The sequence below is a fragment of the Pararoseomonas baculiformis genome (genome assembly GCF_017813395.1).
GTDB lineage: Bacteria > Pseudomonadota > Alphaproteobacteria > Acetobacterales > Acetobacteraceae > Roseomonas > Roseomonas baculiformis.
Genome location: NZ_JAGIZB010000010.1, coordinates 136316 through 150207 on the forward strand (window position 1 = coordinate 136316; position 13892 = coordinate 150207).

The following is a 13892-nucleotide window of genomic DNA, read 5'->3' on the forward strand; positions in this document are numbered from 1 at the left end:
CTCACCGGATCTTCAGCGTGGAAAGGCCGACCAGGGCGAGGATCATGGAGATGATCCAGAAGCGGATGACGATGGTCGGCTCCGCCCATCCCTTCTTCTCGAAGTGATGGTGCAGGGGCGCCATCAGGAACACGCGCCGGCCCGTGCGCTTGAACCAGAAGACCTGGATGATGACCGAGAGCGTCTCAACCACGAAGACGCCGCCGACAATGGCCAGCACCACCTCATGCTTCGTCGCCACGGCCACGGCGCCGAGCGCGCCGCCCAGGGAAAGGCTGCCCGTGTCGCCCATGAACACCGCGGCCGGGGGGGCATTGAACCACAGGAAGCCCAGCCCCGCGCCGATCAGCGCCGAGCAGAACACCGCCAGCTCGCCCGTGCCCGGCACGAAGTGCAGCTGCAGGTAGTCGGCGAAGACCCGGTTGCCCACGAGATAGGCGATCAGCGCGAAGACGCCCGCCGCGATCATCACCGGCACGATCGCCAGGCCGTCCAGCCCATCCGTCAGGTTCACGGCGTTGGAGGCGCCGACGATCACCAGCATGCCGATGATGGGGAAGAGGATGCCGAAGGGGATCAGCAGTTCCTTGAAGACCGGTAGGGTGAGGTGGTTGCTCAGCCCCGGCGGCAGAAACCAGCCGATCCCGACCGCCACGACCAGCCCGAGCCCGAACTGCGTGACCAGCTTCCCGCGGGCCGAGACGCCCTTGGTGTTCCGCTTGGTCACCTTCAGCCAGTCATCGGCGAAGCCGAGCAGGCCGAAGCCGACCGTGACCAGCAGCACCGCCCAGACCATGCCGTTGCGCAGATCCGCCCAGAGCAGGGTGGAGACGCAGAGCGCCAGCAGGATCAGCACGCCGCCCATGGTGGGCGTGCCCTTCTTCTCCACCAGGTGGCGCGCGGGCCCGTCCTCCCGGATCGGCTGCCCGCCGCGCTGGAAGGTGCGGAGCCAGCGGATCACCATCGGGCCGAAGACCATGGAGACGACCAGCGCCGTGATGCAGGCTGCCCCCGCGCGGAAGGTGAGGTAGCGCAGCAGGTTGAAGATGATGAGGTCGCCAGGCCCGGCGAGCAGCGCGGGGATCATGCCGCCGCTCCCTGCGGGCCGATGGCCTTAATCGCGCGCACCACCACCGCCATGCGGCTGCCGAGCGAGCCCTTCACCAGCACCGCATCCCGCGCGCGCAGCGCATCGGCCACCATCGGGGCCAGCGCCGCGCTGTCCGGCGCGTGGGCGCCGCGCTTCTCAGGCGGCAGCGCATCGTGAAGCGCCTGCATCTGCGGACCACAGGTAAAGACGATGTCGGCACAAGCCGCCGCATCCGTGGCCAGGGCGGCATGCATCGCCACGCCCTCGTCACCCAGTTCAAGCATATCGCCCATCACGGCCACGCGCCGCATCTCCCTCTGAGCCGCCAGGACGGCAAGGGCCGCACGCATGGAGACCGTATTCGCATTGTAGGATTCATCGAGCAGCAGGAGCGTGCCGCCCGGGGCGGGAATAACCACGCGGGCCCCCCGCCCGGCCAGCGCGGAAAACGCGGACAGGCCTTCAGCAAATCGCGATGGATCGGCCCCGAGCGCCTGGGCGGCGGCCAGGGCCGCGCAGGCATTCATGGCCATGTGCCGCCCGGGCACGGCGAGCGAGACCGGGAAGGCCTGCCCCCCCAGCCCGACGCGGAAGGACTGCCGGTCGGCCTCGCCCTGCCAGTCCAGCAGCCGGGCATCGCCGCCATCGCCGAAGGTGACGACCCGCACCCCGGCCTCCTCGGCCCGGCGCCGCAGCAGCCCGGCCTGCGCGCCCTCGGCCGGCAGCACCGCCACGCCGCCCGGCTCCAGCCCGGCGACGATATCGGCCTTTTCCTCGGCAATCGCCTCGATCGAGCCGAGGCGCCCGAGATGAGCCGGCGCGATGGTGATGATCACCGCCACATGGGGACGCGCGAGGCGCGAGAGCGGCGCGATCTCGCCGCGCGTGTTCATCCCGATCTCGATCACGCCGTACCCGGCGGAAACCGGCATCCGCGCGAGGGTGAGGGGCACGCCCCAATGGTTGTTGTAGCTTGCCACCGCGGCATGGACGGAACCGCAGGCTGCAAGCCCTGCTGCCAGCATCTCCTTCGTGCTGGTCTTGCCCACGCTGCCCGTGACGGCCACGAAACGCGCGGCGGAACGCGCCCGCCCGGCCGCGCCGAGCTCGGTGAGGCCGGCGAGCGTGTCATCCACGCGCAGCAGCGGCGCGGCGCCGGGGATCGCGCGGTCCACCATGGCGCAGGCCGCGCCGCGCGAAAGCGCATCCGGAACGAAGTCATGCCCGTCCCGCGCATCGCGCAGCGCGACGAACAACTCGCCGGACCCGATGCCGCGGCTGTCGATGGAAACGCCGGTGATGGCCACGCCATCCGGCACCTCGCCGCCTGTCGCCTCCCGCAGGGAGGCCGAATCCCAGAGCGGTGCGGTCACGGAGCGGACCCTGCGAGGCGGCGCACCACCTGCACATCATCGAAGGGATGCGTCACCCCCGCGATGGTCTGCCCGCTCTCATGCCCCTTGCCGGCCACGGCCAGCACATCGCCGGGGCCGAGCGCCGCCATGGCTTCCGCGATGGCGGCCTCGCGCCCGCCGATCTCCACCCCGCCGGGGCAGGCGGCCAGCACGGATGCGCGGATCGCCGCGGGTTCCTCGCTGCGCGGGTTGTCATCGGTCACCACCACACGGTCCGCATACCGGGCGGCCGCGGCCCCCATCAGCGGGCGCTTGCCGGGATCGCGGTCCCCGCCCGCGCCGAACACGACATGCAGCCGCGCCGCATGGGGCCGCAGCGCGGTCAGCAGCCGCTCCAGCGCATCGGGCGTATGGGCGTAATCGACATAGACCGCCGCGCCGTTCGGAAGCCGCGCGGCCAGTTCCATCCGTCCGCGCACGCCGGCCAGGCGGGGCAGGGCGCGCAGCACGCGATCGGCCGGCAGGCCCGTGGCCACGGCCAGCGCCGCCGCCACCATCACGTTGTCGGCCTGGTAGCGCCCGACCAGCGGCAGGTGCACCGTCTCCCGGCGGCCGAACAGGCTCAGCTCCAGCTCCTGCCCATCCGCCTGCGGCGCGTGGCGGAGCAGCCGCAGGTCTGATCCGGCCTCGCCCACGCTCATCAGCCGCAGCCGCCGCGCGGCGGCGATGGCGCGCAACGCCGCCAGCGTCGCGCCGTCCATGTCGGCATTCACCACCGCCGGCCGCCCGGGCTCCAGCAGCGTGTCAAACAGGCGCAGCTTGGCCGCGCGGTATTCCTCGAGCGTGCCGTGATAATCCAGATGGTCGCGCGTCAGGTTCGAAAAGCCGGCGCCGGCCAGCGACACGCCATCCAGCCGCCGCTGGTCCAGGCCGTGGGAGGATGCCTCCATGGCCGCATGCGTCACCCCTGCGCGCGCGATGGCGGCCAGGGTCGCGTGAAGCGACACCGGATCGGGGGTGGTGAGGGAAGGCCCCTGGGGAAAGCCATCGGCCATCAGCCCCAGCGTGCCCATGGAAGCGGCGCGGGCTCCTGCCTGCGCCCAGATCTGGCGCAGGAAATCCGCCGTGCTCGTCTTGCCGTTGGTGCCGGTCACGGCCACCACGGTGCCGGGCTGCACGCCATGGAAGCGCGCCGCCATCAGCGCCAGCGCCCGGCGCGGGTCACGCGCCGTCACCAGCGGGCGCGGCGGCACGCCGGGCGGCCATTCCGTGCCCTCGGGCGCCAGGATGGCGGCGGCACCGCGCCGCACGGCGTCCTCGATATGCGTGCGCCCATCCGTGCGCGTGCCCGGCAGCGCCGCGAACAGCGCACCCGGCACGACCTGCCGGCTATCCGCCGTCAGCGCCGTCACATCCGGCCGGCCCTCGGATCCCGCATCGTAGCGCAGCGCGATCGGGTCCAGCCGGGCCATCAGCTCATCGAGCCTCATGGCTCTCGGGCCAGGAAGGCGTGGCCGGGAGCGTGGCCGCCTGCGCTGCCATGGAGAAGCGGATCCGGCTCACCGCCTGGCCGCGCATCATCTCCGTCTCGGTCACCCGCAGCGGCACCGGCGGCGCGAGGGTTGGGGTGGAGGGCACGGGCTGCGGCGTGGCCGGCCGTGGCGCAACCGCCGGCGTCGTGGCCGGGCGGGAAGGCGGAGCGGCTGCGGTTCCCGGGCGCGCCGCCGGGGCGGTGGCCGCGGAGGGGCGCGGGCCGGGCCGGCCAGGCTGCAGCGGAATGGATACGGCCTGGAGGATCGACGGCTCCTGCGGGTTCTCGGGAACCATCCCCAGGACCGGCGCGATCCGTGCGATCACCGCGCCCGCCGCCGGCGCCGCCACCCAACCCGCCGTCGCATAGCCATGCGACCGCGCATTCGGGTTCGGCTCGTCCACCATCACATAGACCGCGTAGCGCGGTGCGTTCATCGGGAAGGCGCCCACGAAGGCCGCGATGCGCTTGTTCGCCAGATAGCCGCCGCGCGGCCCGGTCTTCTGCGCCGTGCCCGTCTTGCCGCCGACGAAATAGCCGGGAACATCGGCGCCCTTGCCCGAGCCATCCGTCACCACCAGCCGCATGAGGCGGCGCATGGTCTCGGAGGTGCGCTCGCTCACCACCCGCGTGCCCTCGCGCACCGTGCCCGGCGGCTGTGCCAGCAGGGTCGGCTGCCGCAGGATCCCGCCATTGGCGATGGCCGCGATGCCGGTGGCGACATGCAGCGGCGTGACCGAGATGCCGTGGCCGAAGGAGATCGTCATCATGTTGATGTCGCGCCAGCCATTGGCGGGCGGCACCAACGGCAGCGCCGTCTCGGTGATCTCGATCTGCTGGCGCGACAGCATGCCCAGGCGCTGCATGAACTCGCGCTGGCGCTGCGGCCCATAGCCCTGGGCCATGTGTGCCGCACCCAGGTTCGAGGAGTAGGCCAGGACCTCAGGGAAGGTCAGCCAGCGGTTCTTGCCCTTGTAGTCGCTGATGGTGAACCGGCCGTAGCGGATCGGCGAGGCAGCGTTGAAGCTGCTCGAATGCACGTTGGACGTGCCGAATTCGAGCGCCGCGGCCGCGGTGATCAGCTTGAAGGTCGAGCCCGGCTCATAGGTGCCGACAGTCACGCGGTTGAAGCGCTGCTCCGGCGTGGCCGAGCCGATGTCGCCCGCATCGTAGTCGGGGAGGGACACCATCGCCATGACTTCGCCGGTGTGGATGTCCAGCACCACGCCCGCGCCGCCGATGCCGGTGTAATCATCGATCGCCTTCGCGACCGCGTCCCGCAGCGCCAGCTGCACGCGGATGTCGATGGAGGTGCGCAGCGGGTCATGTGGGCGGGCGCGCAGCCTCTCGTCATGGTAGCGCTCCATGCCCGAGAGGCCGGCGCCGTCCACGTCCACATTGCCCAGCACGTGCACGGCGGCACGGCCCTGCGGGTAGTAGCGGCGCTCGCCCTCCTCGAAATGCAGGCCGGCGATGCCCAGGTCGTTCACCGCCTGCTTCTCGCGCGGGGTCAGCGCGCGGGCGAGGTAGGAGAACTGGCGCTCCCCCGTCAGCCGCGCGGCCAGCCGCGAGGCATCCAGCTGCGGCAGCACGCGCGACAGGCGCTGCGCGACCTCCGCCGGATTGTCGATCTGCTTCGGATTGGCGTAGAGCGCCGTCACCGGCAGCGAAACCGCGAGGATCTCCCCGTTGCGGTCCGTGATCGGCGCCCGGGTGGTTACCGGGTCCGGCGTGGGCACGAAGCGCGACGCCAGCGGCTGCACCGGGCGCCGCGGCTCACGCGGGTCGATCACCGTGGCGATGGTCGCCTTCAGCCCCACCGCGCCGAAGAGAAGGCCGAAGCCGGCGGCCGCGAGAACCAGGCGCCCCCGGCTCTTCTCCAGCATGGCGCGCCGCGCCAGGTCGGGCTGGCCCGAGCGCGCGGCCGACCAATGGCTTCCCCGCCCATCGCCCAGGCGCGCGGCCCGCACGGGCTCGCGCAGGTGGTAGGCGATCGTCGCGTTGGGATCGGGGGCGGAGGGCTCGTTCACCGCACGCTATCCAGCGTCGCGGCGCTGGCGCGCGCCACGGGAACGGGCGGCGCGAGCAGCGGGCGGGATGCGCCGCCGAGCATGGAGCCAGAAACCACCGGCATCTCGGGCGCGCGCGGCGCGGGCGGCTGCGCCGCCGGGGCCACTTGGCGCATCTGCAGGGATGTCCGCAGCAGCGCGGGCGCCTGCGGCGGGGCGGCCAGGTTGATGCCGCGATCAACCTCGCGCTCGGCGATCTGGGATTCTACCGCCTGCGGCGCCACGCGGCGCGGCACCGGGCGGGGCGCCTCGGCCAGGCGCGGCGCCGGCTCACGCTCGGCCACCGCGCGCGGGACCGGGCTGCGGAGCGCGGCCACTTGCGGCTGGGCGGGCGCGGCAACGCGTGCGGGGCGCTCGGGGGCCGGGGCGCTTCGCTCCACGGCGGGCGCCGCGCGCTCGGACGGAGCCGGGGCCGGGGCCGTGCGGGCTGCGGCGAGCTGCACCGGCGCGGGCGGCGGGGCCGGGGGCGGGATGGGCAGCGGCTCCACGGAAACGGAGGCGATCAGCCCGGGCTCCTCCGCGGCGGGCGCCTGCGCCAGGTGCGGCGCGGCGCTGGCGTCGGGCACAGCCATGGAGGCCGGAATGGCGGAAGCCACGGCGACATTGTTGGACGCGCCCGGCCGCTGCGAAGGCGCCGGCGCGAAAAGGCTCGGCGCGCCCGCGAAGGCCACCGCCGCGGGCAGGCGGCGCTCAAGCTCGGCCGCGCGGACGAATTGGTTGGTCTGCATGACCTCCAGCGGCAGGTTGCGCGTGGCGGCGGCACGCAGCCGCTCCGGCTCGTTCAGCAGGGCCCATTCGGCGCGCAGGACCGCCGTGCGCTCCCGCGCGACCTCGGTCTGCTTCACGGTCTCGCGCAGCACCTTCTCGAGCTGAGCAACCTCGTGCTTCACCGAGTAGAGGTGCAGCCCCGCCCCGGCCGCGGCAACCAGCGACAGGAAAGTGAGGGGTCGGATCATGCGGCCAGCCTCTCGATGGCGCGGAGCCTTGCGGATCGCGCTCGTGGATTCGTTGTGGACTCTGCCACGGAAGGTCGCAGAGCGGTGGTGGTCAGCAGGCGGAATTCCGCCGGTTTCTGGGCCTCTTTCAACGAGGCCGGATCGAATCGGGAAGCGCCGGGCGTGCGGCCCGCCGCATCGCGCATGAAGCGCTTCACGATGCGGTCCTCCAGCGAATGGAAGGAGACGACGACGAGCCGCCCGCCGGGCGCGAGCAGCTTCGCCGCGCCGTCGAGCCCGCGCTCGATCTCGCCGAGCTCGTCATTCACGCGCAGGCGCAGCGCCTGGAAGCTGCGCGTCGCGCTGTCCATGCCGGAAGGATCGCGCGGCATCACCGCATGGATGGCTTCCGCAAGCTGCAGCGTCGTCTCGAAGGGCGCGTCGCCGCGCGCGGCCACGATCTTGCGCGCGATGCGCCGGGAATGCCGCTCCTCGCCGAGCTGCCAGAGCAGGTCGGCCAGCTCCCGCTCCGGGAGCGTGTTCACCAGCTCGGCCGCGGTCGGTCCCGACTTCTCCATCCGCATGTCGAGCGGCCCGTCCGTGCGGAGCGAGAAGCCGCGCTCCGCCTGGTCGATCTGGTAGGAGGACACGCCGAGGTCGAGCACCACCCCGTCCAGCGCCGCCACGCCCCGGTCTTCCATCAGGGCGTGCATGTCGCCGAAGCGGCCCTCCACCAGGTGCAGCCGGCCGGGGAAGCGGGCCACGAGGCTGGCGCCGCGGGCGATCGCGTCGGGGTCGCGGTCCACGGCATAGAGGGTGCAGGCGGCGGCGGAGAGGATGGCGGCGCTGTAGCCGCCGCCGCCAAAGGTGCCGTCGAGATAGGTGGCGCCGTCGCGCGGGGCGAGCGAGGCCAGCACCTCGGCCAGCATCACCGGCACATGGCCGCCCTCGGTGGGGTCGGGCGCGACCATGGGGGAGGTGAGGTCGGTGCTCATGCGCGCCCCGCGGGCGGCAGGCCGGGACGGGCCGGAATGGTCAGGGCGCGCTCGCGGGCACGCTGGCGGGCCGCCTCGGCGCGCGCCTTGGCCGCCTCGGGCTCCCAGAGCTGGAACAGCTTGCCCAGGCCCATGAAGGTCACGGCCTCGGTCAGGTTCGCATGGCCGATCAGCTCCTCCGGCAGCACCAGGCGGCCATCGCCATCGGGGCGCATCGGGAAGGCATCGGCGAAGAGGCTGAGGGAGAGGTCGTCATGGGCGTCGGAGAAGACGTCCAGCTGGTCGATCCCGCCGGCCATCGCCTCGAAGCTCGGGAGCGGCCAGGCCTCCACGCAGGGATCGCGATGGGAAAGCCGCAGGACCATCTCCAGCGTGCCCAGGCGCTCAAGGGCAGAGCGGAAGGACGCCGGGACGGAGACCCGTCCCTTCTTGTCCAGCTTGCCCGTGAAGGTGCCCATGAAATGGGTCATCCGCTGGACGTCCGCCCCCTCGCGGTCGCACCGGGCGACTGTGGATCCCCTTTATCAAGTGGCCGGCGAGGCCCCCCGACCCCGCCGGCTCACCCGACCATCCCGCCAGCCCCTCGCCCCCCTCAGGTCCGGGCCCTTGCGGGATGAGGTGGGATAACATGGGATCGTCTGGGCCAACAAGCGCGATTGCACTGTCATGACGAAGTGTTGCCAAGCTGCAACGCGCCGCATATCCGATTATTTCAATCGGTTATACGGTACATTTAGAGTTGGTTAACAGGAAAATGCCAGACGGCCTGTAAGCCGGGTTCTGTCGGCCCTTGCGGGCCGGGCGACCATTCCTCTGGAGTCGCCGTCACCGGCGACTTCTCGCGGCCAACCCGGATGGCGGGGCGGGAAAGCCCCTGGCGGCAAGCCCTTCCGGGCTTCCTCCGGCCATCCCTATTCGGCCTTGCTCCCGGTGGGGTTTGCCGTGCCGCCCCTGTCGCCAGGGGCGCGGTGGGCTCTTACCCCACCGTTTCACCCTTACCCCCGGGCCCGAAGGCAAGCCTTCTGGCCAAAGGGGGCGGTCTCTTCTCTGTGGCACTGTCCCTGGGGTCGCCCCCGCCGGCCGTTAACCGGCACCGTATTCCCGTGGAGCCCGGACTTTCCTCCACCGCTTCTTGCGAAGCTGGCAGCGGTCGCCCGGCCGTCTGGCGGCCGGGGGTATGCGACTCGGGTGGGCGGGGGTCAAGCCACCCGCGATCGGATCAGGCCGCCCCGGCCAGCGCCGCGACCGCTTCCAGCCGCGCCAGCGTGCCGGCATCGGCCCGGCCGCCCCAATCCTCCTGCCGCCAGTGCCGCTGGAACGCCACCAGCGCCAGTTCGGGCCGGGCCGGATCCACCTGGTAGCCGATGCGGCGCAGAAGCTCCGCTGCCCGCTCCATGCCGCCTGGCACGGGTGACAGGTCGCCGCCCTCCACCGCCTCGGGCCAGAGCCCGACGCCGAGCGAGGCCAGGCCCTGCCAGTCGAACAGCTCCCCGGGGTCCCGCTTGCGGTCCGGCGCCACGTCGCTATGCGCCACCACGTTCCGTGCGGGTATCGGATGCCGCGCCAGGATCTCGAGGCACAGATCGGCCAGCGCCGCCATCTGCAGGGCGGGGAAGGGACGGTAGCCGCAGGAATGGCCGGGATTCACCACCTCGATCCCGATGCTGCGCCCGTTCAGCAGCTCATTCCCGCGCCAGTGGGAAACACCGGCATGGAAGGCGCGCCGTTCCTCCGGCACCAGCCGGAAGATCTGCCCGTCCTCCTCCACCACGTAGTGGGAGGACACGCGCGCCACCGGGTCCCTCAGCCGGGCGATGGCCGCCGCCCCCGTTTCCATGTCCGTGTAGTGAAGGATCAGCGTGTCGATGGGCAGGCCGGCCGGCCTGTCATCCTGGTTCGGGCTGGGCAACTCCGTGATGGCCAGCCCGCCCCGGTTCGGCGCCAGCGGCAGCACGGCGCTGCCTGGCCGGCGGCCGGAGGGTTGGCCGGGAAGGGGGCCGCGCCGGATGTTCAAGCCCGGCCCTCCCGCCCGCTCACAGCCCGCGCTCCCGCTTGATCCGGTCCCAGGCGGCGTTGATGCCCGCCACCTTGCCCGTCGCGCGGCGCACCAGTTCGGCCGGCACCCCCCGCGCGGTCAGGCTGTCCGGATGGTGCTCGCGCATCAGCCGCTTCCAGGTCTCGCGCACCTGCTGGTCTGTGGCATCGCGCGGCAGGCCCAGCACGGAGTAGGGATCGGGCCCCTCGGGGGGCAGGGCGGGGCTGGAGGGATTGGGCCGCCCGAGCCGCGCGCGCTCCCAGGCCGCCGCATCCAGGCCCAGCCGCGCATGGATGCCGCCAAGGTAGTTCAATTCCGCCCGGTTCACCGGCCCATCCGCCTCCGCGATGCGGAACAGCGCGCCCAGCACATCCTCCAGCACCGGCTTCTCCTGGGCGAAGGCGGTGCCGAGGCGCTCGGCATAGGGCTCGGCGCCGTCCGCGTTCTCCCGCGCCCGGTCGAACAGATGGGCCACCTCCCGCATGTTCTCGGGCGGGATGCGAAACAGGCGCTTGAAGGCGTCGATCTCCGCCCGCTTCACCGGCCCGTCCGACTTGGCGAGCTTGGCCGAGAGCACGACGACGGAAATGGCGAACAGGCTCTCGCGCGAGCCGAGCATGGCCGCGATCTGCGCGCCGTCCATGCCGGGCAGGCCACGGGCCAGGTTGCCCTCATCCGCCGCATGGCCCAGCGCGCTGCCCAGCATGGCGCCAACCGGCCCGCCCATGGCGAAGCCGACCGCGCCCCCGATGATCTTGCCCCAGAAGCCCAAGGCCTCTCCACCAGTCCAGTTCGCCTGCCTATGCCCGGAATTCGCCGCGACAGGAAGCGCGCCACTTCCTTGCCGCCCGCCCCCGCCTCAAGCATGGTCGGCCCGACGGGAATCGAGGGATTCCACGCGCGCGGAGGTGCTTTGTCCAGAACCGGTGCCAGTTCCGTAAGCCCCGATGCGGGGGTGCCGGCGACAGGGCCCTGCGCCGTGGTCCACACCGGTGCCATGCCACGCCACGGGACCGCCGGCTGAGATGCGCCGGATCGTCCTGGCCGGCGGGGCCCTGCTCCTGGTTCTGCTCGCCGCCCTCTACGCAGCCCCGCTCTTCACCGACTGGACCGCCCGGCGGGAGCAGCTGGCGGATATCGCCTCCGCCCGCATCGGCCGCCCGGTCACGCTGCACGGGCCCGTCCGCCTCCGCCTGCTGCCCTATCCGGTGGTCGAAGCCGAGGGCGTGACCCTCGGTGACGCGGGGGATGGCCTCGCCTTCGCCGCCAGCTCCCTGCGCCTGCGCCTGGATGGCGGCGCCCTGCTGATCGGGCGGATCGCCCCGCGCGAGATGGCCGTGGTCGGTGCCGAGCTGCGCCTGCCCTGGCCCCCCGCCGAGGCGGCGGGCCTTCCCGGCAGCCTTTCCGCCCTTTCGGTGCGGCTGGTGGACAGCCGCCTGGTCATCGGGGGCGTGCGGTTGGAGGGGGTGCAGGCCGAGCTGACCGCGGGCGATCCCACCCAGGGCATGCGCGCCGGGGGGCGCTTCGCCTGGAGCGGCCTGGAATGGCGCTTCGAGGCCGGGGTCGGCCGCCCGGGCTATGACGGCATCGTCCCGGTCGAGCTGAACCTCGCCATGGGCAATGCCAGCCTCCAGGCGCGCGGGATCCTGACCCAGGACGGCACGGTGGAAGGCACGGTGGAGGCCTCGGGCCCCGATCTGGCGCTGCTGGTGCCCGGCCCGCCCGGCCCGTTCCGCGCGCGCGGCCGCCTGACCGTTGCGGCGGACCTGATCGCGGCCGATGACCTGGCCCTGGATATCGGCGGCAGCCCGGCCCGCGGCGCCCTCACCCTGCGCCTCTCCCCGGCGCCCCGGCTGGACGCCGCGCTTCTCGCCAGCCGGATCGACCTGGATCCCTGGCTGGCTGCCCTGCGCGCCCGGCCCATCGCCCTGCCGCTCGGGCTGGACCTCTCGGCCGAGGCGGCGAGCTTCCGGGGCGTGCCGCTGCGCCGCCTCCGCGCCGCCGTGTTCCGGGAGGGTGTGCCGGAGAACAGCCGGCTCACCCTGTCCGATGTCTCCGCCATCCTTCCGGGCGGCACGCAGGTCGAGCTGAACGGCGCGACCGCCGGGGACCGGCTCGAAGCCGCCCTCCGCTTCTCCGGCACGGATCTGCGCGGCACGATCGAGGCGCTCGGCCTCGGCACGGACTGGCTCGCCCCGGGCCGGCTGCGGGAGGGGGAGGGGCGGGCCCGGCTGGTGCTGGAGCCCGGCTCGGCCGCGGTGCCCGAGCTCTCGGCCACGCTGGACGGCATCCGTATCTCCGGCGCGGGCGTGCTGCGCTTCGGCCAGCGGCCGGCCCTGGGCCTGGGCCTGAACTTCGACACGTTGGACCTGGAGGGCTGGCTCCGCCCTGGGCTGGACTGGCCCTCCGCCAGCCGCTTCCTGGGGGGGATCGATGCCAATCTCCGCCTGGCGGCGGAACGGGCGCGCTGGCGCGGCGCGGTGCTCGAACGCGCCTCGCTGGATGCCGCGCTGGAGAATGGCCGGCTCACGCTGCGCCGCCTGGCCGGGGGCGTGGCCGGCGGCGACCTCGCGCTTTCCGGCACCGCGCTGCTCGGCCCCAGCCCCCGCTTCTCGGACGCCATTCTGGAATTCGCGGCCCCCCAGGCCCGCGCCCTGGCCGGGCTGCTGCCCGGCGGCTGGCCGGATGGCTTTCCGCTGGCCAATGAGGCCATCACGCTGCGCGCCACGGCCGGAGGAGCCCCCGAGGCCCTGGCCGTGCAGGCCGGGGCGGAATGGGGCGATGCCCGGATCGAAGCGGGGGGAACGCTCGACCTACCCGGCCGCCGTGGCAGCGGCACGTTGACGCTGCGCCATCCCGGCGCGCCCCGGCTGCTGGGCGATGCGCTGGGCCAGGAGGCATCCGGCCCCGTGCGGGAATGGATCGGCCAGGGCTCGCTTTCCCTTATCGCCGCCATCGCCGCGGGGCCGCAGGGGATCGCGGCCGAGCGCTTCGACCTCGTGCTCGGCGCGCTGCGTGCCGGCGGCCAGCTCACCCTCGCCCTCGATGGCCCGCGCCCGCGCCTGGCGGGGCGGTTGGCTGCGGAGACGATCATCCTGCCGCCGCTGGACTGGCGCGGCCGCGAGCCCTTGCCCCTTGCCGCCCTGCGCCTGCTGGATGCGGAGCTTTCCCTCTCCGTCGCGCAGCTCGAGGCTGGCGGGCTTCCTCCCCTGCGCGAGCTGCGCGGGCGGCTGCGCCTCTCGGCCGGGAAGCTGGCCCTGGAGGAGATGGAGGCCGCCGTCGCGGGCGGGACATGGGCCGGCGCGCTTGCGCTCGACGCATCGGGTGATGCGCCGCGCCTGCTGCTGGCCGGCGGGATCCGCGGCGTGGCCATCAGCGGCCCGGTCCTGGGCCTTCCGCTGGACATCGTGGCCGGGGAAGCCGCGGGCGATGCGCGGCTGGAGGCGACCGGAAGCAGCCCTGCCGCGCTGCTCGCCACCCTCTCGGGCGAGGCCGCGGTGTCGGTGCGCCGCGGCGCGCTCACCGGGCTCGACGCCGCCGCCGCCGGCCGCGCCGCCATGGCGGGGGACGAGCCCGCCCTGCGCCGCGCGCTGCAGGAGGGCCGCACGGAATTCGAATCCCTCGCCCTGCGCGCCGGCCTCGATGCCGGCCGCGCCGCCCTGCGGGAGGGGGGTGCCGCCGGCGAGGGTGTCGCCCTCACCCTGCGCGGCGAGGTGGACCTCGCACGCTCGGCCCTGGACGTGTCCGCGACCCAGAAGCCGCCCGATCCCGTGCCGGAGGTGGGGGTGCGGCTCACCGGCCCGGCCGGGCAGCCGCGCCGCCTGCTCGACCTCGCCGCCTGGCTGCGCTGGCGGGCGGAACGCTAGCCGGCCACGGCGCGGA

The 13892-nt window shown here is 73.3% G+C and carries 10 protein-coding genes and 1 other RNA gene; 1 reads left to right on the forward strand and 10 read right to left on the reverse strand.

Translation table 11 applies throughout. The features are described 5' to 3' along the window. Position 1 precedes the first annotated feature (1 nt). The 10 genes from mraY to J8J14_RS12475 form a co-directional block, all read right to left on the reverse strand. Positions 2 to 1087 carry a phospho-N-acetylmuramoyl-pentapeptide-transferase gene (mraY, locus tag J8J14_RS12430; RefSeq protein WP_209379817.1) on the reverse strand — a complete coding sequence of 362 codons (1086 nt, stop codon included), beginning with the start codon at positions 1085 to 1087 and terminating at the stop codon, positions 2 to 4. Continuing rightward, the gene (locus J8J14_RS12435; protein ID WP_209379818.1) at positions 1084 to 2463 is read right to left on the reverse strand and encodes a UDP-N-acetylmuramoyl-tripeptide--D-alanyl-D-alanine ligase; all 1380 of its coding nucleotides are present in this window, start codon (positions 2461 to 2463) and stop codon (positions 1084 to 1086) included. The genes mraY and J8J14_RS12435 overlap by 4 nt, the downstream gene beginning before the upstream one ends. Beyond that, positions 2460 to 3917 (reverse strand): UDP-N-acetylmuramoyl-L-alanyl-D-glutamate--2,6-diaminopimelate ligase, encoded by a 1458-nt coding sequence (locus J8J14_RS12440; protein ID WP_245215732.1) that lies wholly within the window; start codon positions 3915 to 3917, stop codon positions 2460 to 2462. The genes J8J14_RS12435 and J8J14_RS12440 overlap by 4 nt, the downstream gene beginning before the upstream one ends. Before the next feature lie 4 nt (positions 3918 to 3921). Continuing rightward, positions 3922 to 6006: a peptidoglycan D,D-transpeptidase FtsI family protein gene (locus J8J14_RS12445; protein WP_209379820.1), complete on the reverse strand. Its 2085-nt coding sequence runs from the start codon at positions 6004 to 6006 to the stop codon at positions 3922 to 3924. Beyond that, positions 6003 to 7001 carry a cell division protein FtsL gene (gene ftsL / locus J8J14_RS12450; RefSeq protein ID WP_209379821.1) on the reverse strand — a complete coding sequence of 333 codons (999 nt, stop codon included), beginning with the start codon at positions 6999 to 7001 and terminating at the stop codon, positions 6003 to 6005. The genes J8J14_RS12445 and ftsL overlap by 4 nt, the downstream gene beginning before the upstream one ends. Beyond that, on the reverse strand, positions 6998 to 7975 hold the full coding sequence (gene rsmH / locus J8J14_RS12455; RefSeq protein ID WP_245215714.1) for a 16S rRNA (cytosine(1402)-N(4))-methyltransferase RsmH: 978 nt from the start codon (positions 7973 to 7975) through the stop codon (positions 6998 to 7000). Before rsmH ends, ftsL begins: the two co-directional genes overlap by 4 nt. Further along, complete coding sequence (gene mraZ / locus J8J14_RS12460; RefSeq protein ID WP_209379822.1) at positions 7972 to 8445, reverse strand: division/cell wall cluster transcriptional repressor MraZ; 474 nt, start codon at positions 8443 to 8445, stop codon at positions 7972 to 7974. The genes rsmH and mraZ overlap by 4 nt, the downstream gene beginning before the upstream one ends. Before the next feature lie 283 nt (positions 8446 to 8728). Continuing rightward, an RNA gene (rnpB, locus tag J8J14_RS12465) (RNase P RNA component class A) lies at positions 8729 to 9141 on the reverse strand. Between the two features lie 53 nt (positions 9142 to 9194). Next, complete coding sequence (locus J8J14_RS12470; RefSeq protein WP_408895955.1) at positions 9195 to 9920, reverse strand: N-acetylmuramoyl-L-alanine amidase; 726 nt, start codon at positions 9918 to 9920, stop codon at positions 9195 to 9197. Positions 9921 to 10008: 88 nt separating this feature from the next. Continuing rightward, positions 10009 to 10782: a TerB family tellurite resistance protein gene (locus J8J14_RS12475; RefSeq protein ID WP_209379823.1), complete on the reverse strand. Its 774-nt coding sequence runs from the start codon at positions 10780 to 10782 to the stop codon at positions 10009 to 10011. A 253-nt stretch (positions 10783 to 11035) separates the two neighbouring features. Between J8J14_RS12475 and J8J14_RS12480 the strand changes: the two genes are divergently transcribed. Continuing rightward, positions 11036 to 13876 carry an AsmA family protein gene (locus J8J14_RS12480; RefSeq protein ID WP_209379824.1) on the forward strand — a complete coding sequence of 947 codons (2841 nt, stop codon included), beginning with the start codon at positions 11036 to 11038 and terminating at the stop codon, positions 13874 to 13876. Positions 13877 to 13892 lie beyond the last annotated feature (16 nt).